This window comes from Streptococcus oralis subsp. oralis (genome assembly GCF_002096595.1).
In the GTDB taxonomy this organism is placed as follows: Bacteria; Bacillota; Bacilli; order Lactobacillales; family Streptococcaceae; genus Streptococcus; species Streptococcus oralis_D.
The window spans coordinates 981260-1005639 of sequence record NZ_NCUR01000010.1 but is presented as its reverse complement, the minus strand read 5'-3'; the positions used below and the strand labels follow the sequence as shown (position 1 = coordinate 1005639).

25 protein-coding genes and 1 pseudogene are annotated in these 24380 nt (G+C 39.1%); all 26 read left to right on the top strand.

Translation table 11 applies throughout. The features are described 5' to 3' along the window. The first annotated feature begins 72 nt into the window (after window positions 1-72). Window positions 73-462 carry a hypothetical protein gene (locus B7714_RS09275; RefSeq protein ID WP_000747460.1) on the top strand — a complete coding sequence of 130 codons (390 nt, stop codon included), beginning with the start codon at window positions 73-75 and terminating at the stop codon, window positions 460-462. A gap of 136 nt (window positions 463-598) precedes the next feature. Next, entirely contained in the window at window positions 599-988 is a 390-nt protein-coding gene (locus B7714_RS09270) for a hypothetical protein (RefSeq protein WP_084860323.1), read from the top strand. Between the two features lie 137 nt (window positions 989-1125). Beyond that, window positions 1126-1548: a hypothetical protein gene (locus tag B7714_RS09265; protein WP_084860322.1), complete on the top strand. Its 423-nt coding sequence runs from the start codon at window positions 1126-1128 to the stop codon at window positions 1546-1548. A gap of 139 nt (window positions 1549-1687) precedes the next feature. Then, window positions 1688-2110 (top strand): hypothetical protein, encoded by a 423-nt coding sequence (locus B7714_RS09260; protein WP_084860321.1) that lies wholly within the window; start codon window positions 1688-1690, stop codon window positions 2108-2110. Between the two features lie 140 nt (window positions 2111-2250). After that, window positions 2251-2673 carry a hypothetical protein gene (locus B7714_RS09255; RefSeq protein ID WP_084860320.1) on the top strand — a complete coding sequence of 141 codons (423 nt, stop codon included), beginning with the start codon at window positions 2251-2253 and terminating at the stop codon, window positions 2671-2673. Window positions 2674-2813: 140 nt separating this feature from the next. Further along, window positions 2814-3233 (top strand): hypothetical protein, encoded by a 420-nt coding sequence (locus B7714_RS09250; protein WP_084860319.1) that lies wholly within the window; start codon window positions 2814-2816, stop codon window positions 3231-3233. After that, a complete protein-coding gene (locus B7714_RS09245; RefSeq protein ID WP_084860318.1) occupies window positions 3226-4896 on the top strand; it encodes a cutinase family protein in 1671 nt (556 codons plus the stop codon). Before B7714_RS09250 ends, B7714_RS09245 begins: the two co-directional genes overlap by 8 nt. After that, window positions 4877-5191 (top strand): hypothetical protein, encoded by a 315-nt coding sequence (locus B7714_RS09240; RefSeq protein ID WP_084860317.1) that lies wholly within the window; start codon window positions 4877-4879, stop codon window positions 5189-5191. Before B7714_RS09245 ends, B7714_RS09240 begins: the two co-directional genes overlap by 20 nt. 13 nt (window positions 5192-5204) lie before the next feature. Beyond that, window positions 5205-5513: a hypothetical protein gene (locus B7714_RS09235; RefSeq protein WP_084860316.1), complete on the top strand. Its 309-nt coding sequence runs from the start codon at window positions 5205-5207 to the stop codon at window positions 5511-5513. A gap of 220 nt (window positions 5514-5733) precedes the next feature. Beyond that, on the top strand, window positions 5734-6018 hold the full coding sequence (locus B7714_RS09230) for a WXG100 family type VII secretion target (protein ID WP_001173991.1): 285 nt from the start codon (window positions 5734-5736) through the stop codon (window positions 6016-6018). Between the two features lie 71 nt (window positions 6019-6089). Beyond that, window positions 6090-9119: a type VII secretion protein EsaA gene (esaA, locus tag B7714_RS09225; protein WP_084860315.1), complete on the top strand. Its 3030-nt coding sequence runs from the start codon at window positions 6090-6092 to the stop codon at window positions 9117-9119. A gap of 11 nt (window positions 9120-9130) precedes the next feature. Beyond that, a complete protein-coding gene (gene essA / locus B7714_RS09220) occupies window positions 9131-9595 on the top strand; it encodes a type VII secretion protein EssA (RefSeq protein WP_000720508.1) in 465 nt (154 codons plus the stop codon). A 65-nt stretch (window positions 9596-9660) separates the two neighbouring features. After that, on the top strand, window positions 9661-9900 hold the full coding sequence (locus tag B7714_RS09215) for an EsaB/YukD family protein (RefSeq protein WP_000434883.1): 240 nt from the start codon (window positions 9661-9663) through the stop codon (window positions 9898-9900). Further along, a complete protein-coding gene (gene essB, locus B7714_RS09210; protein ID WP_000796947.1) occupies window positions 9901-11172 on the top strand; it encodes a type VII secretion protein EssB in 1272 nt (423 codons plus the stop codon). A 21-nt stretch (window positions 11173-11193) separates the two neighbouring features. Next, the gene (gene essC, locus B7714_RS09205) at window positions 11194-15621 is read left to right on the top strand and encodes a type VII secretion protein EssC (protein ID WP_084860314.1); all 4428 of its coding nucleotides are present in this window, start codon (window positions 11194-11196) and stop codon (window positions 15619-15621) included. A gap of 3 nt (window positions 15622-15624) precedes the next feature. Continuing rightward, the gene (locus tag B7714_RS09200) at window positions 15625-15927 is read left to right on the top strand and encodes a DUF4176 domain-containing protein (RefSeq protein WP_041170803.1); all 303 of its coding nucleotides are present in this window, start codon (window positions 15625-15627) and stop codon (window positions 15925-15927) included. Between the two features lie 27 nt (window positions 15928-15954). Next, on the top strand, window positions 15955-16344 hold the full coding sequence (locus tag B7714_RS09195; protein WP_084860313.1) for a hypothetical protein: 390 nt from the start codon (window positions 15955-15957) through the stop codon (window positions 16342-16344). Between the two features lie 8 nt (window positions 16345-16352). Then, window positions 16353-16631: a hypothetical protein gene (locus B7714_RS09190; RefSeq protein WP_070657062.1), complete on the top strand. Its 279-nt coding sequence runs from the start codon at window positions 16353-16355 to the stop codon at window positions 16629-16631. 17 nt (window positions 16632-16648) lie between these two features. Next, the gene (locus B7714_RS09185) at window positions 16649-16960 is read left to right on the top strand and encodes a peptidase (protein WP_084860312.1); all 312 of its coding nucleotides are present in this window, start codon (window positions 16649-16651) and stop codon (window positions 16958-16960) included. Then, window positions 16954-18282, top strand: coding sequence for a hypothetical protein (locus tag B7714_RS09180; RefSeq protein ID WP_084860311.1), 1329 nt, complete (start codon window positions 16954-16956; stop codon window positions 18280-18282). The genes B7714_RS09185 and B7714_RS09180 overlap by 7 nt, the downstream gene beginning before the upstream one ends. A gap of 13 nt (window positions 18283-18295) precedes the next feature. Further along, on the top strand, window positions 18296-19093 hold the full coding sequence (locus tag B7714_RS09175; protein WP_084860310.1) for a hypothetical protein: 798 nt from the start codon (window positions 18296-18298) through the stop codon (window positions 19091-19093). A 348-nt stretch (window positions 19094-19441) separates the two neighbouring features. Further along, window positions 19442-20260, top strand: a complete 819-nt coding sequence (locus B7714_RS09170; RefSeq protein ID WP_084860309.1) for a hypothetical protein — start codon at window positions 19442-19444, stop codon at window positions 20258-20260. Between the two features lie 35 nt (window positions 20261-20295). Further along, on the top strand, window positions 20296-20817 hold the full coding sequence (locus B7714_RS09165) for a hypothetical protein (RefSeq protein ID WP_084860308.1): 522 nt from the start codon (window positions 20296-20298) through the stop codon (window positions 20815-20817). 14 nt (window positions 20818-20831) lie between these two features. Next, a complete protein-coding gene (locus B7714_RS09160; RefSeq protein WP_084860307.1) occupies window positions 20832-21374 on the top strand; it encodes a hypothetical protein in 543 nt (180 codons plus the stop codon). A 7-nt stretch (window positions 21375-21381) separates the two neighbouring features. Continuing rightward, the gene (locus B7714_RS09155) at window positions 21382-21786 is read left to right on the top strand and encodes a DUF5082 family protein (protein ID WP_070656897.1); all 405 of its coding nucleotides are present in this window, start codon (window positions 21382-21384) and stop codon (window positions 21784-21786) included. A gap of 160 nt (window positions 21787-21946) precedes the next feature. Continuing rightward, a pseudogene (gene essC / locus B7714_RS09150) lies at window positions 21947-24355 on the top strand (type VII secretion protein EssC); the annotation flags it as partial. Window positions 24356-24380: the final 25 nt, after the last annotated feature.

Below are 24380 nucleotides of genomic sequence, written 5' to 3'. Positions count from 1 at the left end.
ATCCGTAATTTGTTTTTAATTAAGGAGTTTTGGATTGTAAGAGGGAGATGATATATCTGAAGGAGCATCATTATGAAAAAACGTACCTTACTTTGGCTGATTTTAGCACTTGGAATATTTGGAGGCGGAGCATGGCTAGCACAAGAAACAAATTTATTTCTAAGCCCACGAGCTAAGCAGTTGGATTATTTAAAGGAACATGAAGAAGAAATTGTAAAATTTGTAAAGTCTAAAAATTCAAAGATTGAATCTGTTCAGATTTCTTGGGATGAAACTAAATGGGAAAAAGTTGGGAATGGGACCCCTCAAGGAGGCGGAGAAATTGTAAATGTATATGGTGGTTTTAATCATATTGAGTCCTCCTCTTGGAATGTAACTTTTGATATTGAGAATGGTAAAATTATTCCTAATTCAATGGCTTTAGCCAATTATTTAAGAGTGGGGGGAAGGATTTTTGACTAACAGTAATCTAAAAACCTTTGATAATTTTTACTCAAATTTAATATCCCTCATTCCCTACTGACTTTGAATACTTGCCAAAAGTTTTTTTACATTCATGATATAATAAACTTAGATTCCACTATATTGGAGGAAAGAAATGAAAAAACGTACCTTACTTTGTCTAGTTTTAGCTCTTGTAGTATTTGGAGGCGGAGCATGGATGGCGCAGAAAACAAATCTATTTCTAAGCCCACGAGCTAAGCAGTTGGCATATCTAAAGGAGCATGAAGAGGAGATTAAGGAGTTTGTAAAATCTTTAAATCCTAAAGTCGAATCGGTTCAAATAGATTGGAAACAGACACAATGGGATAAGATAGGAAATGGTACACCTCAAGGAGGCGGGGAGATTGTTCAGGTTTATGGAGGATTTAATAATATATCAAACTCAAGCTGGAGTGTTATTATTAAGATTACAGATGGAAAAATTTTAATTAATTCTATCGGAATTGGTAGTCCGTTGCGTATTGGGGGTAAACTGCTTGACTAATAGTAATTAAAAACCTTTGATAATTTTTACTCAAATTTAATATCACTCATTCCCTATTGACTTTGAATACTTGCCAAAAGTATTTTTTTACATTCATGATATAATAAACTTAGATTCCACTATATTGGAGGAAAGAAATGAAAAAACGTACCTTACTTTGTCTAGTTTTAGCTCTTGTAGTATTTGGAGGCGGCGCATGGATGGCACAGGAAACAAATCTATTCGGAGGAATAACTCTAAGCCCACGAGCCAAGCAGTTAGCTTATCTACAGGAGCATGAAGAAGAAATTGTAAAATTTGTAAAGTCTAAAAATTCAAAGATAGAATCTGTTCAGATGGATTGGAATAGTTTAACTGTTGAACAAATAGGAAATGGAACTCCACAGGGTGGAGGTTATAATCTATCAGTGAAGGGTTCTTTTAATCATATAAAGGATTCTGACTTTACAATAGATTTTCGATTAAAAAATAAAAATGATGTACCTTCAATAGATCGGATTGGCATGTATAATCAGCCTAGAGTGTTAAAAAATGGAGGTTGGGACAAGTATGACGGATAGTAATCTAAAAGATTATAACAACTTTTATGATAGCTTAATCCCTCATTCATTCCCCACTGACTTCAAATACTTGCTAAAAGTATTTTTTTTTACGTTCATGATATAATAAACTTAGATTCCGCTATATAGGAGGAAAAAGATGAAAAAACGTACTTTGGTTTGGCTGATTTTAGCCCTTGTAGTATTCGGAGGCGGCGCATGGATGGCACAGGAAACAAATCTGTTTGGAGGAATAACTCTGAGCCCACGGGCTAAGCAGTTGGCTTATCTGAAGGAGCATGAAGAGGAAATGGCGAACTTCGTTAAATCTTGGAATTCAAAAGTTGAGAGTGTCCAATTTGATTGGGATAGTATGGAAGTTGGTCAGGTAGGAAATGGAACTCCTCAAGGCGGAGGTTATATGATGACAGTGAACGGTAGAATCAATAATAATAAGGATACTAAATTTACATTAGGTTTTCCACTAAAACGTAATTTAAATGAAATCCCTGAGAAACTTGTTATTATTCAAATGCAACCAATAAGAATTTTGAAAGGAAATTTATGGGATCTTTATGACTAACAGTAACTTAAAAACCTTTGATAATTTTTACTCAAATTTAATATTACTCATTCTCTACCAACTTAGAATACTTGCTAAAAGTATTTTTTTTTACATTCATGATATAATATACTTAGATTCCGCTATATAGGAGGAAAGAGATGAAAAAACGTACTTTACTTTGGCTAGTTATAGCCCTTGTAGTATTTGGAGGAGGTGCATGGATGACACAGGAAACAAATCTATTTGGAGGGGTATTTCTTAGTCCGCGAGCTAAGCAGTTGGCTTATCTGAAGGAGCATGAAGAGGAGATGGCGAACTTTATAAAGTCTAGAAATCCTAAAGTCGAAAGTGTTCAATTTGATTGGGAGAGTATGAAAGTAGAAAATATAGGAAATGGTACCCCTCAAGGTGGGGGATATATTATAACATTGGATGGAAAAATAAATAACAATGAGGATACTGAATTTACAATTGGTTTCCCTATAGAATATAATAGCAATAGTATTCCAAATATTAAGAAAATTTCTGAAATGCAACCGATAAGAGTTTTGAAAGGCAATGTATGGGATCTTTATGACTAACAGTAACTTAAAAACCTTTGATAATTTTTACTCAAATTTAATATTACTCATTCTCTACCAACTTAGAATACTTGCTAAAAGTATTTTTTTTTACATTCATGATATAATATACTTAGATTTCACTATATAGGAGGAAAGAGATGAAAAAACGTACTTTACTTTGGCTAGTTTTAGCACTTGTAGTATTTGGAGGAGGAGCATGGATGGCACAGAAAACAAATTTATTTGGAGGAATAACTCTGAGCCCACGGGCTAGGCAGTTGGCTTATTTGAAGAAGCATGAAGAAGAGATTAAGGAGTTTGTAAAATCTCAAAATCCAAAGATTGAATCTGTTCAGATGGATTGGAATAGTTTAACTGTTGAACAGATAGGGAATGGAACTCCACAAGGTGGAGGTTATAATCTATCAGTGAAGGGGTCTTTTAATTATATAAAGGATTCTGATTTTACAGTAGATTTTCCGCTAGAAAATGAGAATGCTATTCCTTCAATAGATTTAATTGGAATGCTAAATCCACCTAGTGTATTAAAAAATGGAGGATGGGACAAATTTGAGTAATAGTAATTTAAAAACCTTTGATAATTTCTATGCAGATTTAGCACAGTCTGCTTATAATGGTCGTCCAAATGCTTTTCCACGCTATAATAATACTAAAAACTGGAAATTAATTGATTATTCTCAGCATATAAATTATGCTGGTGAAAACACCTCTGGAGGTAAACATCTTCCTCATGACGGTAAGGTCTACTTGCAGCCGGATCCTGATTTGCGAGATACTTATAAAGTCACATCAATACCAGTTCCTGATACGAATGGGATGAGGCAGGATATTCATCACAAACGTTATCAAAAAGGACTCTTAACTGATGATGAAGCTGGTTTCAGTGCCTACTACTTAACGGATACGCCAACCTTGACTAATGATACCACGAAAACCTATATGGCTATCCGCGGAAGTGATGCCATCAGTAAAGAAAATTGGAACGACTGGATCGACAACGACGCTAAGTTCGCTCTCAATCATATCCATACGCCGCAAGCCAAGTTAGCGACAGTAGGAATGAAAGCTAAAATCGCAGAGATGCGCGAAAAAGCTCCGCAAGCTACGATGGACATCACAGGTCACTCCCTAGGAACCATTGTCTCTGCCCAAGGAGTAGCGGGCCTCAGCGATGAGGAGCTTGAGAAAATCGGCAAAGTGGTCCTCTTTGACGGCCCGGACACGACAAAGAGCTTAAAGAAAATGGGACTCAGCGATGAGAAAATCAAAAAGATCAGCGAAAAAATAGAGTACTATGTCAATCCTTTTGATGTCGTTGGTATGCTCAATCGTGAACATACCATTACTAAATTACCTGGGGACTCCGATGAACCACTTAAGAAACCCGTCGGTAAAGTCAATGTCCTTGTCCCCCTTCATTATACCCAAATTACTGATCCGGAAAGCTCCCATGACTTTGGTGTTTTCCAATCGGATGGGAAGGGAAATTTATTGACTGCGTCTGAGGATTTTCACCCAGAATTGCTCAGGGCAGGTGAAAAGCTAGCTCGACTGATAGCGACAACGTTGGATTCACTCCGGGCTTTAGGAGTCGATGAAAATGTAGCCTCAAATGTTTTAAATGCCATTATGAGGGGTGAGTTTAAAATAAAGGCAGCTATTGGTTATGCTGTTTACGAGAATTTTACAACTGAATATAGTAAAATTGTCGAAGAAGCTCGTCAGGAATCTATAAAGTGGGATCGAGAAGCTATTCCTCGTTACCAGGAACAACTGAGAAATGGTAATCTTACAGGAGAAAAGAGAATTTTGGTCCGAGCTCAGTTGCTTCAGACAGCAGCCCAGTTGGCAAATTTTGACATGGAAGATAAAGTAAAATCTGTGAAAACCTTACTTTCAGATGCTAAGGAAGATATTCAAAATATTGTAAAGGAGACAAGGTCAACAGCATTTGACATGGTTGGATATTTGTCAAGTTCAGAAGTTACGAATCTGCTTTCTGGTTTTGATACAACAAGCTTTTGGGATGAAGGCCTTGCGAGTGACACGAAGACTGCAGCAACATACTTCCTGACACAAATCGAGCAACTGGGGGAAAGCTTGGTCAAAGCTAGTGGCTCCTTTAAGACCATAGATACAGATAGTGCTGAAGATTTTAATAATCTATTGGCGGATGTAAAGCAAACATGGAGGGAAAAAAATGTTAGTCCTAACGGATGAGGATACTTTAATTACAAGAGAGCAACTCGACAGAGGCTTCAAAGAAAGAATGAAGGAACAAGAACGCCAAGCAGTCAGGGCCTTAGTAACTGCAAAAGAACTGTCAATCCTTGCTAAAGGAGTGGAGTTAGCTAAAAAGTTGCAAGAAGCAGCTGCAGATATGCAAGAGTACGCTTCTAAGACCTATGTGAACAATATTAAGGGTGGATTTGAGGGCAAGGCCGCTGATGCTGCTGAAACTTACTTAACCCAGACTATGCAAACCCCTGCTTTACAAAGTCCGATCAAGAACTAGGAGAAAACTTGTGATGGATAAAAAGGAACTTCAGAAACTAGAGGATGAGCATAATCGTAAATTACGAGACTTAGAGCGTTTGGAGATGGATTTGGATGATGATTTCCACAAGTTTAGTAGGGAGACGGATAATCTCCTAGAGGCGCTTTCCTATGCATGCAGAGACAGTAGTTTTGCTGAAATTCAACCATATATCTTTGAGATAGAGAACAATTTAGATAACTATCATCAACTTTACAAGAGTCGTATAGAGAATGTGCTGGAAGCTCGCCATCAAGAGAATAAAAACTTTCATAGAAAGTTAGAAGAAAAGAACGTTTGACAAATATACCTTATAAAAGAAGGATGATATGAGTTTGTTATTATAGATAAAAAAAGAAGTAATTATGCAAGAAAAGTAGATAATTTAATCCTTCTTACTAGTTTTTAGATGGAAATAGCTCTTATTTTTTTATAAATAGAATAAAAAATGAATTTTAAACTTGCAATTGAGGCAAATTATTGATATAATGAGGGCATAAATTAATATAAAGGAGTTTCACATGGCTTTAATTCAATTAACAACAGAAGAATTGCGCACCTCTGCTCAAAAGTACACTCAAGGTTCTGAGGAAGTAAGACAAGTACTTCGTACATTGACTCAAGAGCAAAATACTATCCGAGACAACTGGAAAGGTGCTGCTTTTGAGAGCTTTGATCGCCAATTCACAGAATTGTCTCCAAAAATTGAGGAGTTTGCAACTTTGCTTGATGAGATCAATGCACAGTTGAACAAGGTTGCTGAAATTGTTGAACAAAACGACCAAGATCTTGCATCACAAATTTAATTTGTTATATAAGTGGCTTTAGGAGGGCGAGAGCCTTCCTATTTTTTATGACGGAGAAAATTTAAAGTAATATGAGGAAGAATAGAATTTTTAAATATATAGGAAGTAGTTTGTTAGCATTAGGATTGCTTGCATTGATTATTTTTTTGAATCTATCTGTTCAAAAAAATACAACGATTAGCAATGAAAATAATGCAAAGGCTAATCAGCAGACAAAATTAAATGTAGCTATCGTAAATGAAGATAAGCCTGTCTACGTAGATACAAAAGAATACAATCTAGGTGCTAGTTATGTAAAAAATATCGAGCGTGATAATTCACAAAATTGGTCTGTTGTCCCTCGTGGAGCAGCTGATTCTGGGTTAGAAAGTGGGAAATACCAACTCGTTTTAACAATTCCTAGTGACTTTTCTGAAAAAATACTCGATATTAACAGCATCAATGTTGATAAGACAACTATCAATTATAAGGTGAATGCGCAAGGAAATTTGCAAGTAGAAAATGATGCAAATAAACTAGCGAAAGATATTGTTTCTGATTTGAATGGTCAGTTAGTTGACATGTATATGGCTAGTATTTTGAACAACCTTTATACAGCACAAAAGAATGTTCAAGCTAGCTCACAGATACAAGCAACCAATATCGGAAACTATCGTACGAATTTATATAATACAGCTATCAACTCTAAAAATCTTTTCCCAACTCTCTATAGTATGTCTAGTTCCTCTGTTGACGCCAACAGTGCTTTAAAGACAGGTTTGGAGGGCTACTCACAGATTTTTGGTCGTTTTGATGTTTCGCAGATTGCCTATGGTGAGAAGTTTGGAACTCTACTTAAGAATAGAGTAGATGAGAAGAAAAATCATGCGGATGTTATCACTGGGCTCATTTCTCAGAGTCGGGAAGACGTTAAGGGACAAATTAAAACTTATAAGGAATTAATTAAAGCTCAAGGTGGTCTGACTGCGAATATAGATGGAACACCAGCATCCACTGATGGAACGTCACCAGAAGTTGAGGTTTACTATAAAAAAGTAGCAGAAAGCATCAGCACAGAGATTGGTAGCTTACAGAAAAATCTAACAGATGAAAGAACCAAGTTTGAAAATCATAAAAATGATATTCATAACTTTATTGATGAGAAATTAGCCACTTACTATGGAACAAGTGAGAAGAGCAAAATCACTCTTGATCGATTTTTGGATAAAGCTGCAAACAAGGATTTAGAGAAGGTTGAGGAATCTCTAAAAGAGCAGCTGGCTTCTGCAATCTCAGAATTACCCAAAGAAGACTTTAGTGGAAAAGAATTTAGTGGTTTTGGTATGACACCAATCACAATTCCTTCTGTAAACTATACAGATTTAAAAACGATTAAAGAGCCAAGCGACGAGATTTCTTTGACGGACTTGAAGAATCTGGAACATCTGGCAATCACGAGTACGAGTGCTGTTGGACGAACAGGAACAAAGGCTAAGGTATCATGGAAGGCTGGAACAGGAGTGACGGTTCATTCGGTCACTTATGATGGCACACCAGTTGAGTTTGGTCAAGAAATTGATTTGAAGACGGGTGGGACTTTCAAAGTAGCCTATAGTGTTGCAGAGGCAGCTCCGACTCCAACTACAAGTTCAACGGGGGCTTCAAGCCCAACTCCAAAAGCGGAGCCAAAGACTGTTGATATTTCCTTGAATGATGTTCAAGCAGTCAGTGCTCCGATAGATGTCTTAGCCGTTCAGCAAGCAGCAGTGACTTATGGACAAAAGGTTCAGAAAATAGCTTCTGACTACCAAAAGGTGGAAGCACTCAGACAAGCATACAATACTGTCAAAGAGTTACGAAATAGTGATGTAACAGATGCTTTATCAAATATTTGGCTTGAAGCTATTAGTTCAAACCTGAAGAAGTATGAAGACAGTCTGACTGCACCTGCTAGCGATACAGATACAGAGGGTACTAAAGAGAAAGTAGATAAAGCCTTGTCAAAACTGACTACTCTCAAGCCTGTTCTAGAAAAAAATGTGAAGGATGTTTTGACTACCAACCAAGAATTGAATACAAAAATCAAGGAACAGTTAAAGTTGTACGAGCAGTTGGAAGAAAAACTAAAGGATTTGGTTGAGAAGCAAGGGGGGAGCAATTCTGCTTTTGAAGAGACTAATAATCAATTGGCTACCCTAAATTCGGATTATGCAGCTCTCTTGTCAGAAACTACGGGTGTGAAGGAATCTTCTCAAAGTAATGTCAAGGCGGCTGAGTCTGTGAATGAAACTTTAGGTAATTTCAATCGTGAATTGTCAAATGCTCAAACAAGTACTGAAAAGTTGTCACAAGATGCTGACTCCTTGATGACGCAGTTTAACGAAGAATTGACTAACAATGGAAACTTTGTAGAATCCTTTGTGAAGGTTCTGAATAATGCCTATCAAAATGGGGTACCAAATGAAGTGTTGTTGAACTTCTTATCCAACCCTGTTACCCAAAATGCTACTTCAGTGAAAGCGACTGTCAATGTTTACCGTCCATTTACATGGATTTTACTATTGGAGATTGTTAGTCTCTTTACAGCCTATCTGTTTGCAACTCAAAACGTTATTCGCAAAGTCAAAGATAAGTTCAAACTTGATAAGTTACATGATACAGACTTGATGACAGTAACAATCCTATCTGCTTTAAGTCTCGTTGTCGGATTGGTAGTTGGTGTTGTATCAAGTGTTCAGCTACAGGTTGGTCGTGAATATCAACCATCTTGGGTTCTATTAATTGTTTTAGCAGCATTTGTACTGATTCAAGGACAATATCTATTGCTTAAACATTTCCGAGTGATTGGTATGGGACTCTCCTTCTTTATGATGATTAGCTTTGTCTACCTATCAAATGCTATTGGGACAACAGCAAGTCTAACTGGTTTCCCAGCATTTATCAAAAATCTCAATGCGTTATCGATATTAGAAGGTTTGCTCTCAGGATACTTTGATGGACATCCAGCAGCAATTATCGCTTTTGTTGCAACGATTGTTGTCATAGCTGTTTTACTTGTTATAAATATTTTTATCAGAGAAAGTAGTTTGTGGTTTCAAGTAAGTCAAGCTGAGAAAGAATAGAAAATAGAAATATGAAGAAAATCATTCTTTTCCTTCTTACCTTAGTAACATGTGCAGCAGTCTCTGGGGCTGCTGCAGATGATTTGAAGGATAACAGTCTGCAGATTGATGATTCCCGACTTGAAAAGAAAGAGGGATTGAAATTTGGTCTACAGTCTGAACAAACCAAGGAGCTTTTTAATGAAGCGACTCAAAAGAGGTTGCAGGACATGCAACAGCATCAAGAGGAACAGTTGATCACAGAAAGGGGCCAACTGTTTTCTGCTATACAGAGACCAGTGAAAAAATCTTCTGAAGAACAGTTGTTTCAGCCCAATGCTCAAAAAACAATCAAGTTCCAAACAAATATAGGCCATGTAGAAAAAGGTGGTCTGAATGACTTTCTTCCAGAGATATTCTATGTGGTGTTGATTTTCTTGCTTTTTGGAGCAACGGCAGTAATGAGTTATCGTGTGATGGTAGAAGGGATGGACTAAGTTTTTAACTAGTCTGTCTAAATAACTTAGAAAAGGATAAACCAGGCATAGGAGGCGTGTAAAAGGTGGAGCAACATATCAATATTACCCTACGTTTGAGAGAAAGAGATGTGGATATTCGCATTCCACGGCGAATTGAAGTGCGCCGGCTGGTGCGAGAAGTGGATACGATTTTTAATCCAGGTATCAAGCGAAAAAAATATCAATTAAGAATTGTCAATAAAGGTTTGTTGATTGATGAAGGAAAACATCTGTCTGATTATCCTATGACGACAGGAGATTTAGTAGAAATTGAGGAGATATAGGTGGCTGAAGAAAAATTTGAATTTGGTGGACAGTCGTTTGTCTATGAAAAAAATGAAACAAACTGGGAATTAAAACTCAAACGTTCAGATGTTGCGAGTCAAGATTTACGGGAACTCTTACTATTAGATTTGCATCATCCATTCTTTTTGGAGCAATCGATGGTGTCTGATGAGGATAGTGTCACCTTCTCCTATCAAGTTGAAGCTCATGGACTGACTTATGAGGAAATAAAGGAACGTACCATTTCGGAAAGAATCCGTTTGGCCCTAAACGTTTTTCGTTTAGAGGGCGCTTTGGAGTTACCTGTGACTTTCCTTTTGCACCCAGTAAATCTCTTTATTACCAAGGATGCTCAGGCTAAGATTGCTTATCGTGGAATTCCTGGTCTGATGGTTCCTCAATCCATATCCTCAGAAGATTTTTTACGCCAGGCTAAATGTTTTACAGTAACACTATTTAGCGATTTGGATTTCATGGATCTTTATAATGGTTCCTTGGAATTAGAGACCTTGCCCGACTTCTTAAATGACCTATGTCAGGCAGATGATATAGAGGCTGCAGTAGCTGTTTTGGAGAAGTACTACACGGAGAAGGCTGCGAAAGAACGGGCAGATTTGGTCTTGGTTCCAAGTAGACGCCATCGTGTCTTTAAACTGGCAACGATTTGGTTAACAGCCAGCGTTGTCTTGTTGATCGTTCCACTGATCTATCTGATTTTTGTGCAAAATCCTTTCAAAGAAAAGATGTTGCAGGCAGATACTGCCTTTATTAAAGTGGATTATAGTGGTGTTATTACAGAATTAGAGAGAATTGATCCAGCTAGCTTGCCGAATACGCAAAAGTATGAGTTGGCTTACTCTTATATCCAGGGGTTGGAATTTTCTTCTGAACAAAAGAAAGTCATCTTGAATAACGTAACACTTAAGTCAGATGAGCTTTATTTGACTTACTGGATCCAGGTTGGGCGCAATCGTTTTGAAGAGGCTCTTGATATTGCCAAACGGATTAATGACAGTGACTTGATTCTCTATGCTTTGACTCAGGAAATCAAGCAGGTTCGAGAAGATGGCAACTTGTCAGGGAAAGACCGTGAAAGTAAGTTGAATACTTTGGAAAGCGAGTATAAGAAATACTGGGATAGTCGAAGTGAGCTACTAACGAGTGAATCAAGCTCCAATGCTTCTACAACTCCTAATCCGCAAGACAAGGCTTCTGAAAGCAAACCGTCATCTGAGAAGAAACCTGTTCCAAGTAGTTCCTCTAGCAATTAAAGTAGACCAAGGAGAGAAATTATGAAAAAACAAATCATTTTCTACAACCAAGGTCTGCGTTATGAAGTAGAACTGGGTATAGATAAGACGGTCTTGATCGGGGCGACTGAAAAGGCCCATGTCTACCTTTCTCAACAGGAAATACCGATTCAGCTCAAGGTCGATGGTGGCGAGGTCTTTTATCAGTACGACGATGAAGCGGGACTTTTGAAAGATGGTCTGCGTTTGGGTGAGGTCGTCTTTTATCTCCGAGAAGGGGAGCCAAGGGTTTATGACCTTTTGGATTTATCAGAGTTTCAAATTGGCTCTCAAAGAGGTGCATTAATCACACTAGATGGAGATGTTGAACTCTTACTCCAAAAATCCCAAAATCAATGGACGTTAACTCGACTAAAGGGCGCATTCTATCGAAACAATCATCTGGAACAAATGGACCAGCAATTGATTGGTTTTGGAGATGAGTTGAGTCTAGGGGCGGTGACGATCAAGTTCTATCCAGATGAAGTATGGGTTCAGGGTCCTGCCCAAGTTGGGCCACAACTGACTCTGAGAGAACCATCTCGATATGGCTTTTATGATGATTATCCAGATTATCACCGTTCTCCACGGATCATCTATCGTGGTAGCGAGGATAAAATCTTGATTAATCCCCCAGGCCAGGAACCGGTTAAACCGAGCGATGAACTGTTAAAGCTGATCGTTCCTCCTCTAATGATGGTCGGAGTAACTGTCTTGATCACCTTAATTCAACCTCGAGGGATCTATATTCTTGCGACAGTAGGGATGTCCATAACCACAATGATTTTTTCTATCCGTGGTTTTATCAAAAATCGTAAAAAGTACAAGGCTGATAAGAAGGAACGGGTCGATCTCTATCGTCTTTACCTGAAAGATAAGGTCAAGGAATTGACTCGTCTGGAACGAGAACAAAAAGAAGGGATGCACTATCATTTTCCGACTATTTTAGAGTTGACGGACTTGGTTGAGAGTTACAATCACCGGATCTACGAAAAGACTCCCTTGCATTTTGACTTTTTATACTATCGTTTGGGACTCGGGAAAATGCCGACTAGCTATGACTTGAAATATGGTCAACAAGAGCGCAGCGGTAAGAAGGATGCTCTGGAAGAAGAGGGTTACGCTCTCTATAGTCGTCACAAAAAGATCCCAGACATGCCGATTCCGGCAAACCTCAGCCATGGACCGGTGGGTTATATTGGACCTAGAAATCTCGTCCTAGAACAACTGCAACTTTTGGTGATGCAGCTAGCGACTTTCCATTCTTACCATGATGTGCAGTTTATTACGATCCTGCCTGAAGAGGAAAAAGAGCAATGGTCTTGGATGCGTTGGCTACCTCATGCTAAACTGCAAGAACTCAATGTCCGCGGTTTTGTCTACAATCAACGAACACGGGACCAAGTTCTGAATAGTTTGAACCAAATCTTGAAACTACGTCGTAGTCAAAAGGAAGAAGCATCCCACAAGGAGAGCACCCTCTTCCATCCTCATTACGTGGTTTTAGTGACCGATGAGAAGCTGATTTTGGATCATATCATCATGGAGTTCTTTACCGAAGATCCAACGGAATTAGGCTGTTCTCTCATCTTTGTAGAGGATGTCATGAGTTCCTTGTCTGAGAACATCCAGACAGTGATCAATATCAAGGACCGCAATACGGGCCAACTGGTCATGGAAGAAGGAGTTTTGAAAGAGACGGACTTCCATTTGGATCATTTCCCAGCAGATTATGACAAGGAGCGGATCGCCCGTACCTTGGCACCGCTCAATCACCTCCAAAATCTTAAGAGTTCGATCCCAGATTCTGTGACCTTTATGGAAATGTATGGGGCGGAGACCTTTGAGGATTTGCAAGTATCGAGCCGTTGGAAAAAGAACGCACCTTACAAGAGTTTGGCTGTGCCAATTGGTCTGCGTGGTCAGGATGACCTGGTTCAGCTCAATCTGCATGAAAAAGCCCATGGACCTCATGGATTGATCGCAGGGACGACTGGATCAGGGAAGTCAGAAACCATCCAATCCTATATCCTATCCCTCGCTGTTAACTTCCACCCTCATGATGTGGCTTTCTTGCTGATTGACTATAAGGGTGGTGGGATGGCCAATCTCTTTAAAAACCTGCCTCACCTCTTGGGGACGATTACCAACTTGGATGGCGCCCAATCTATGCGGGCTCTGGCTTCGATCAATGCGGAGATCCATCGTCGTGAACGACTCTTTGGAGAGTTTGAAGTCAACCATATCAATCAATACCAGAAAAAATTTAAAAACGGAGAAGCGACAGAACCGCTCCCTCACCTCTTCCTCATCTCAGATGAGTTTGCAGAGCTCAAGGTTAACCAGCCCGACTTTATCAAGGAGCTGGTATCCATCGCTCGGGTCGGACGTTCCCTCGGGGTCCACTTGATCCTAGCTACCCAGAAACCATCTGGTGTGGTGGATGACCAGATCTGGTCTAACTCACGCTTCAAGATCGCACTTAAGGTGGCGGACCGTTCGGACTCAAATGAAATGCTTCATACACCGGACGCAGCCGAGATTACCCAGACAGGACGTGCCTATCTACAGGTCGGGAATAACGAAGTCTATGAGCTCTTCCAGTCAGCCTGGTCAGGGGCGGATTACCAGCCGGACAAGGACGATATGGGGATCGAGGACCATACTATCTACCTGATCAATGAATTGGGCCAATATGAGATCTTGAATGAAGACCTATCAGGCTTAGAAGATGTGGATGAGATCAAGGAAGTTCCGACAGAGTTAGATGCGATAGTGCACCATATCCAGCTCTTGTGTGAAGAACAAGAAATTCCTCCAGTACCACAGCCATGGTTGCCACCGCTCAAAGAGCGAATCGCACTAGACGAACTGGAAGAAGTGCAACCGACAGTAGCCTGGACACAAGAGAAACCACTCTCTGTCCTCTTGGGGATGGCAGATATCCCGCAGGCCCAGAAGCAGGAAGCTGTCTCTATCAATCTCTCCAAGGATGGTCATATCCTCCTTTACGGAAGTCCGGGTACAGGAAAGACCACCTTCCTTCAGACTGCTGGTATGGACTTGGCTCGCAAATTCAGTCCAAAGGCCCTTACCATGTACTTGATGGACTTTGGTACCAATGGTTTGGCTCCATTGTCCAAGCTTCCACAGGTGGCAGATACCATGCTTTTGGACCAAACAGAGAAGATCTCTAAGTTTGTACGAATCATGGAGAGAGAACTTAACCGTCGTAAGAAACTCCTTGCGGACTATGGTGTTGGGACTTTAGACCTCTACCGTCAGGCCAGTGGTCAGGAAGAGCCGGCTATTGTTATCCTCTTAGATAGCTATGAGGCCTTCAAGGAAGAAGCCTATGAGGCGGAACTCTTCAAGCTTTTGGTGCGTATCTCCCGTGAAGGTCTCAGTATCGGGGTTCACCTCTTGGTGACAGCTGGTCGCCAGACCAACCTTCGTGCTCAACTCTACTCGAACTTCAAGCACCAGTTGAGCCTGCCACAAAATGAGGCAGGTGAAGTGCGAGCCATCGTGGGCTCTACACCCCTTGCCATGACCATGGAAGATATCAAGGGACGTGCCCTTATGAAGCGGGAAGAGGTGGATGTCATCCAGCTGGCACTCCCAGTTTATGGAGCCAATGACACTCAAGTCCTCAACAACCTACGTCAGGAAGTCGCTTCCCTCCAAGAAGCCTGGACCGGCCAGCGCCCAAGTGCCATTCCGATGGTGCCAGAGGAGTTGACGATGGAAGTATTTCTCAATCTGCCTACAACTCAAGAAGCGATTCAAAATCATGCATTACCGATTGCAATTAGTTGCGAGGAAGCTGAGATTATCCCAATTAATCTATCTACATTAAAAAATATTGTAGTTTTATCAGAAGGTAAGCAATCTCTTCAGTATACAATTTGTCATCTAGTTAGTGTAATTAATCACTGTCTAGACAATGGTCATGTATTGTTAGTAGACTCTAACGAAGAGTATTCATTCTTAAAAGAAAAAGCAAATGCATATATTTCAGGAGAAGAAATCTTAGATCTATTTAATAATCTTGATAAGGAGATAACAAACAGGAAAGAAACTCCAAAAGATGTTCAAACTTTCATCGTTATACCGGATTTGGCTTCTTTTGTTGAAAAAGTTTCTATATCTGAAGATGATTTTTATCAATTGTATATTAATGCTTATAAATACGGTCTGCACTTTATTACTGCGGGTTCAAAATCGGTATTCTTTAAGGTAAATCCTGTGATTAAAGGCATTAAGGAAAATATTACAACAGCAGTTATTGCTATGCGTTTATATGATCAATCAATTGTGGAACACAATTCAAATAATCGAGAGAAAAAATTAGAGTGGGATCAAGCCTATATTTATGATAAAGGAAGAACTCAAAAAGTAAAATTAATCAAACAAGAAATCGAGGAATAAATTATGTCAGAAAAACTTTACCCATTAGGAACAGTAGTGTATTTAAAAGAAGGAACAGAAAAACTCATGGTTATCGGTCGTGGGGTCGTTTACCAAGATCAGGAAACAAACTCTGAGATGTTTGTAGATTATATGGGTTGTCTTTACCCAAGTGGTATCAATCCCAATAATACAATATTCTTTAATCAAGAAAATATTGATCGAGTTGTTTTCAAAGGTTTTGTGGATGAAGAGGAAGAACGTTTCATAGAAATTTATCAAAATTGGGAGAAGTCTCTTACGATCCCTAAAAAGAAAATAGATTAAACAAAACTTTGATGGAGGTGGTCGTAGATGAATTATAAGGAAAGAATTGCTGCTTTGAATACTTTTAAAACTGCCATAACAGAAGGAGATACGACAGATAGTGTATCAGGTGTTTCTACAGATGTTTCTGGTTGGGAAGGTAATGCTGATTCGAAGTTTGATGATTATGTTCTAACAATTAAGGCCGACTGTGCAGATATTTCTGCCAAAAAGGCAAGTTTTCTTAGTGAGGTTGATGGGAGAATATCCCAAATTCAAGCGATGTTTGATCTTGATGTCGCTTTAAATAGTTGGAGATTGGGTATGGTGTACGATTCAAAAGATTCGGCAAACAATAAAGCTCTAGTATATGATTCTATTAGCCAAGCTGATTTGGATTCGAGTGTACGTGATTATCTATTGGGTATGGTTTATTAGGGGGTAACATGACTACTATCAAGATGGACAAAGAAACATTTGTATCATCGGTTGAGAAATTGATACAAAACGTTGATAATTATACAAAAAGTGTGACAACTTCTGCTTCCCAATTTAGTTTATTTCAAAGTGATTTGTTGGGGGACGGCTATGCTAAATTATTCAATAAAGTAGATTCAGAATTAAAAAACCAAAAGCTCTTAGTGGCAGAATGCATTGTATTGTCTGAAAGTGCAAAAAGTTTTGCCGAAGAGATTTCGTCTGCTGAATCTTCTGTTTCATTTTAAGTGAAGGGAGAGAGATTATGGCAGAAATAAAATATATCGCAGATCAACATAAACAGTTTCAAGACGAGTTACAAAAAATTGGGGATGGGTTTGATAACCTGATTACAGAATTAGGGAATGTTAAAACATCCGTTAGTTCAAATCTTAAGGGTGAAGCAGCTACTGCATTGGAAACTGCGATTGATGATTTAACTGCAAAATTAACAAAAGCAAAGACTAATTGGCATACGACTAATGAAAATGCGAAAAAAGTAGAAGAGATCATTAAAAAAGCAGATGAAGATGCTAAGAAGATAGTGGATGAGCAGAAAGGAGGAGGTTCATGGTAGATGGAGTATTTACGATACCAATGAGTGAGTATTACAGTAAATCAAGTGAACTTAAGGGTAAAGTTTCAGATTTGATTACTGAAGTAGAAAATAATTTTTTAAGTAAGGTTAGTGCGAATATTGATACACTGGATGAAAAAGATATCGGTGTTATAGAAGGCTTTGCCTCTTATACGAGTGCTAAGAGCAAATTAGAAACTCTGAAAGAATATGAAACACAATTAACGAAAATGTCCTCGGAAGGAGATGGTAATCCTCTAAATGGAGTGGTTAGTCTAGATAAACAGTATAGCGCCAAGTTTTTGGATGTTTCAAAAGGAGCAGACTCTCAAACGGTTGCATCAGCTATTTCTGGGATTGACCGAAATATTAGTTCACAAGCAGAGGTGATAAAAGCGAGAGAGAGCTTTCTTGCTTTTATATCCAGTTTGACAGGAATAGGTGAAAGAGAAGCAATCGCTAAGATCCTTGGGATAGATGTCAATGATCTTGGTAAGTGGGCGAAAGCTGCGGCAGATAGAATCAAGGGTGCTGATGATTTTTCGAAATTACTAGACACTTTATATACAGGAAGTGGTAAGGGAATATCATTTCAAACACTCTTATATAGTAAAGAAATAGGTCAAGCCCTTCAAAGATCCCCGTTGGTAGAAAAAGTATTAACCTTTATGATGGACCTGCCCGATGCACTAAAAAGTACTAAATGGGTTAGTAAGTTAAGTAAGCTTGTAGGGCCTGTTGCAAAGGGATTCAAACACATCAAAACAGCAGCTTCGTTTTTTATGGGAGAGTATGCAACAGGGCTTGGTAATATAGCAAAGGATTTTATAAAAAGTGACAAGTTTAAAATCGGGGGAGAAATTGTAGGTTGGGGCGTATTAGCCGTAGAAGAGGGAGTCAATATCTATAAGAACTACAATAATTCTAAGACGGATTCCAAGACGACCGTAGGGAAAATTGGGAAGTCTGTGCTAGGTGGTACCATTGATACCATATCTAACGTTGGCCCCCTAGATGGTATGTGGCTTGGAGCTAAGGCAGGAGGGCTTGCTGGACCACAGGGGGCAGTAATTGGAGCTATAGGAGGCCTTGCTTGGGGAACGCTTAATCTTATCGGTTCTGCGGTTGCACCAGAATTTAAAAAGTCTGTTTATGACGGAGCTAAAAATCTGGCTTATGGTGCTGTGGACGTGGTAGAATCAGGAGTGGAGTCTATCGGAAATGGAATCCACCAGGGCTTGGAGACTGTCAAAAGTGTGGGCAAGAATGTTTCTGATTTTTTCAATGGTGGTCTGAAAGCGGCCTCATCCTTGTTTGGGTAATAGGAGAAAATAAATGGATAAGATACAAAAAGATATTAATGATGCACTAGAAACAACGCGAAGATGGAATATATTAGTAATGATTTTTGCAATGCCATTATTTCTTGTTATATGTATATTTGCCCCATGGTTTGCGATTGCTTTAGGAACATCCATGAGTAAGAATAGTATAACTTTTATGCAGCCGCTTACTGAATTAGAGTATCAACTAATCATCCCAGAAAAAGTTTTTGGTATTTTATTTTTAGTTTATTGGGCGATGTATATGATTATTTATATCATTTCAAAAAGAAATAGAATTTATGCTTATTTACTCAATTTACTCGTCTTATTCACTCTTATTCATTTAAGCATTTTTGGACTAATTTTAGGCTTGCAATTCTTTGTTCCTTTTTTAATCATTCGGATTATTTATTGGCTAGCTTATTCCGTAGCGGTTGTCTATATTATTTATAGTCTCATAACAAAGTCATATACTAGAGTTTTTGATATTGACAAGGAGAAAATAAAGAAATATACAAATGTTATCTTGGCTTTATGGTTTATAAATTTTATTGCGGGTATCCTTATTTCAGGGTTTAAAAATTTACTTGCTCATTTACTTTTGGCTATATTACCCATCGCTCCAATCTTTCTCATTATTATCTTAATATCATTGAGTAAATCAACATTCTCTTCACTATTTAATCTTAATTCAGTCAATAAAAACCAAGAGAAGTACCGTGAGGAATATGGCTATACCATTGAAGAATGGTACGGGAAAAAGTCAAAAATGTACAAGGAATATGTTAAGAAGTCTAAAAAGAGATAAAGGTTTGTAGATGCTATTTCTAGTCTCTTGGCAGAGGATCGGACCTGGTTATTCTGATTCTAGATGAAGCACCTGAAAATAACTCAGGTGCTTTTCTATACTTTTTACTAATTGATTAACTATTCTGGTATAATGGGTTAAGGACGGATTACTTACTAGCAAATACTCAAGGAGCTAAAAATATAGCTTATGGTGCTGTGGACGTGGTAGAATCGGGGGTGGAGTCTATCGGAAATGGGATCCACCAGGGCTTAGAGACTGTCAAAAGTGTGGGCAAGAATGTTTCTGATTTTTTCAATGGTGGTCTGAAGGCGGCCTCATCCTTGTTTGGATAATAGGAGAAAATAAATGGATAAGATACAAAAAGATATTAATGAAGCACTAGAGACGGGAAGACGTTTTAACATATTGAAAATGTTTTCTGTAGCACCATTATTTTCATTTATGATTATTCTTGCGACATATTATCCGATAAACTTATTTCGAATGGCTAGTGAAGCTGGGCACGATCCAGCTGTACCATTAACATCAATGGTTACACAGCTAACATCAGTGGAAAAAGGGCTCATTCCCCCAAATAGCTTCTTTGGTTTTCTATTCTTGTTTTGTTGGTTTTGTTATATTTGTTTTTATATCATTTCTAAAAGAAATCGTATTAAGACCTATTTATTGACTCAGATTCTTCAGCTGATTTTATTTCTAATTTTTTATTATAGTTGGTTTATAGCCATCTTATACTTAATCCCCCTAGTAGCAATTCGTATCGTCTACTGGATTGGTTTTGTGTTATCACTGATTTACCTTATTTATATCCTTGTCACAAAGCAGCGCGCTAGCAAGGATTATTTCTCCTCAGAATATTATAAAAAATTTTTGAATGTTATTTTATTCTTATGGTTGTTGATGTCTGGCATCAATCTCTTTACCCATGGTCTTAATAACCTTCTGGCACATTTGTTGCTTGCTTTATTACCAATTTCACCTATTTTCTTAGGCCTATTTTTGGTATCATTTTTTAAATCCAATGTAGTAACACTAGAGAACTTGAATACAGTCAATAAAAATCAAGAGAAATACCGTGAAGAGTATGGCTATACCATCGAAGAATGGTATGGAAAGAAGTCAAAAATGTACAAGGAACATGTCAAGAAGTCTAAGAAGAGATAAAGGTTTATAGATTTTTTGTTAAAAGGAGAGAAAAAATGAAGAAGTTATTTGTCGTCATCTTGTTATTGGTTCTTGGAGCTTGCTCTAATGGAAAGGAAGCAGGGGGAACAGAGAAAAGCACGCGCGAGACAGTTGTAAACAAAGAGAAAGAATTGAAATTTGTAGTAGCACCACAATATGAAGGTCAAACGTCGGATTTAATTGAACTTGGTAAAAAATTGACCAAAGAACATCCAGAAATTGGAAGTAAGGGAAATATGGCTATCTACTTTACAGGAGCCGTCTCAGATGGTAGAGCAGCACTAATGCTCGTCAATAAAACTGATGTAGATATCAAAAAAGATTTGGAGTTTTCACTAAGCTGGTCTTATGAAGGCAAAACTATTTTTGATAATCAAAAGATTAGTTATACTATCAAGGATAGTGGTGAGCTACCTTCTTACACAACCACGTTAATTTTGTTACCACTTAACTCAGAACAATTGGAGATTGTTGACTCGATGTCAGATCCATCTAAGATGAGACTTTCAATGTCCGATGTGAAGAGCGTAGAATAAGATAGGAGTTGAATGTGACAACAGAAACCATTTTATTTTTATTTGCTACCATCGTCATTCTTTTATCCTTGATCTTTTTATCTGGTACATATCTCTACCTTTATTTTCGGGATAAAAAGATGGTACGTCTTGCCAAATCGTCTATTAAGGGAACGGTTGTGGGCTATAGTAATTTTCAGGCTGGGAATCCTCCGATTGTTGAATATACGGTTAACGGAACTACTTATAGCAAGCCATTACGGTATTTTATGATTAGAACGGTTTCGCTTCCATGGGGCCCTATAAGTGCATCTGATAACTTTACAAGAGAGGACATGTTGGCAAATTCCCTAACCTTTTATCGTAATTCTTTTATATCGTTTAATAACTTAATGCGAACGCATTTCCCAGTCTATTCGAAGATGACGGTATGGTATGATCCTGAAAAACCAAACAGGGCTTATGTGGAACGATACTGTGGGATCAACAAACTTTATAAATTGTTGGGCATTGGTAGTGCTATATTGTTAATCATGGTCTACGCTGTTGTAGTGCTTGCTTATTTGTTAAAGAGGTGAGGTATAGATGTCAAAAGCTAGTCAACAAGCTGCAATTCAATCGCAGATTAGTTCAGCTCAATCAAAAAAAGAAGGTTATTTAGAAGAGGCAAAAAAAGTCAAGGAAATATATGACGAGTTACGGAAAATTAAAAGTGAATTTGTTAAGCAGAAAAAAGCTGTAGCTTCTAAAAAAGATGAATATGATGAATCTTGGACTGGAAATTTGCATGATACGAAATTTGTTACACCCGCAGGTAATCTGATTTCATATTTTGATTCTAGTATTAAGGCCATGGACGAAAATATTGATGAGTTACTCATAAAAATTAATGAGTATGAGAATAAAGCTTTGGAGATGGATGGACTTATTGGTCAGCTAGGAATATTGTTAAACAATATAAGTGGTTGGATTGAAAGTTTCTTCAACTAACTGCAAAATTTCATGAACCACCTGATTTTATTTCAGGTGGTTTTCTTTTGCTTTCCTCATCTTCTCACGGTAACACTCATATGGTATAATGGGATAAGGAAATTTTCCTTCTAGTACCTTGAAAATTCTATATTTTTCGCTTGTTTATCTGCTCTGCTATTTACAAAAAAATATCCTATCCCTCGCTGTCAACTTCCACCCTCATGATGTGGCTTTCTTGCTGATCGACTATAAGGGTGGTGGGATGGCCAATCTCTTTAAAAATCTGCCCCATCTCTTGGGGACGATTACCAACTTGGATGGTGCCCAATCCATGCGGGCTCTGGCTTCGATCAATGCGGAGATCCATCGTCGTGAACGACTCTTTGGAGAGTTCGAAGTCAACCATATCAATCAATACCAGAAGAAATTTAAAAACGGAGAAGCGACAGAACCGCTCCCTCACCTCTTTCTCATCTCAGATGAGTTCGCAGAGCTCAAGGTTAACCAGCCAGACTTTATCAAGGAGCTGGTATCCATCGCTCGGGTCGGACGTTCCCTCGGGGTCCACTTGATCCTAGCTACTCAAAAGCCATCAGGTGTGGTGGATGACCAGATCTGGTCTAACTCACGCTTCAAGATCGCCCTTAAGGTGGCGGATCGTTCGGACTCGAATGAAATGCTTCATACGCCGGACGCAGCCGAGATCACTCAGACAGGACGTGCCTATCTACAGGTCGGGAATAACGAAGTCTATGAACTCTTCCAGTCAGCCTGGTCAGGGGCAGATTACCAGCCGGACAAGGACGATATGGGGATCGAGGACCACACCATCTACTTGATCAATGAATTGGGCCAATATGAGATCTTGAATGAAGACCTATCAGGCTTAGAAGATGTGGATGAGATCAAGGAAGTTCCGACAGAGTTGGATGCGATAGTGCACCATATCCAGCTCTTGTGTGAGGAACAAGAGATTCCTCCAGTGCCACAGCCATGGTTGCCACCACTTAAGGAGCGCATCGCGCTAGAGGAGCTGGAAGAAGTGCAACCAGCAGTAGCATGGGCACAAGAGAAATCACTCTCAGTTCTACTTGGAATGGCAGATATCCCGCAGGCTCAGAAGCAGGAAGCCGTTTCTATCAATCTCTCCAAGGATGGTCATATCCTCCTTTACGGAAGTCCGGGTACAGGAAAGACCACCTTCCTTCAGACAGCTGGTATGGACTTGGCTCGCAAATTCAGTCCCAAGGCCCTTACCATGTACTTGATGGACTTTGGTACCAATGGTTTGGCTCCATTGTCCAAGCTTCCACAGGTGGCAGATACCATGCTTTTGGACCAAACAGAGAAGATCTCTAAGTTTGTACGAATCATGGAGAAAGAACTCAACCGTCGTAAGAAACTGCTTGCGGACTATGGAGTTGGGACCTTAGACCTCTACCGTCAGGCCAGTGGTCAGGAAGAGCCGGCTATTGTCATCCTCTTAGATAGCTATGAGGCCTTCAAGGAAGAAGCCTATGAGGCAGAACTCTTCAAGCTCTTGGTGCGCATCTCCCGTGAAGGTCTCAGCATAGGGGTTCACCTATTGGTGACAGCCGGACGTCAGACCAACCTTCGTGCTCAACTCTACTCGAACTTCAAGCACCAGTTGAGCCTACCACAGAATGAGGCAGGTGAAGTGCGAGCTATCGTGGGCTCTACGCCCCTTGCCATGACTATGGAAGACATCAAGGGCCGTGCCCTTATGAAGCGTGAAGAGGTGGATGTGATCCAGCTGGCACTCCCAGTTTATGGAGCTAATGATACCCAAGTCCTCAACAACCTACGTCAGGAAGTGGCTTCCCTCCAAGAAGCCTGGACCGGCCAACGCCCAAGTGCCATCCCGATGGTGCCAGAGGAGTTGACGATGGAAGAATTTTTGAATTTGCCTGGTGTACAAGAGGCTATTCAGAATGCTCAGATTCCTATCGGTTTGGAACTAGAAATGGTTGGAAGTGTCAATATCTCTCTTAGAAAATTTAAACACATGGCTTATGTGTCAAATGCAGAAGATGCTTTTGATAATATAACGCATCATTTATTAAAAACTATTCTTAGAATGCCTAACATCCATATGATGTTGATTGATGCTTTCCAAGAATATGAAGCATATAGTGACCAGGTGAAAACCTATGTTGGAAGTAAAAAGGAACTATCGGATATAGGGAATCAGCTAATCTATGAAATAGAACGTCGTCTTGAAAAAGGCATATCATCTGAGTGGATCATTTTTATACCTAATATGAGAGCACTAGTATCCGAAAGCGATTTAAATGATCAACAGCTTCAATTTATGTTTGAGAATGGGTATCGAGTAGGGATGAGGTTTATTATTGGTACTGATTATACTTATATTGGGACAAGCATCGACCCAATTCCTAGATACCTCAAAACAAATGTCCAATGGGTCATCTTTGGTATGCGCCTAATGGATCAAACCTTCTTAGATAAAGGAATGTATAACAGAGATGTGGCTCCAGATCTCGATCAGATTTATTTACATTCTCGGAAAGAAGTCATCAAACTCAAAATTAGTAAGAATAAGTAAAACTATTTTTTGATACTCAAGATTC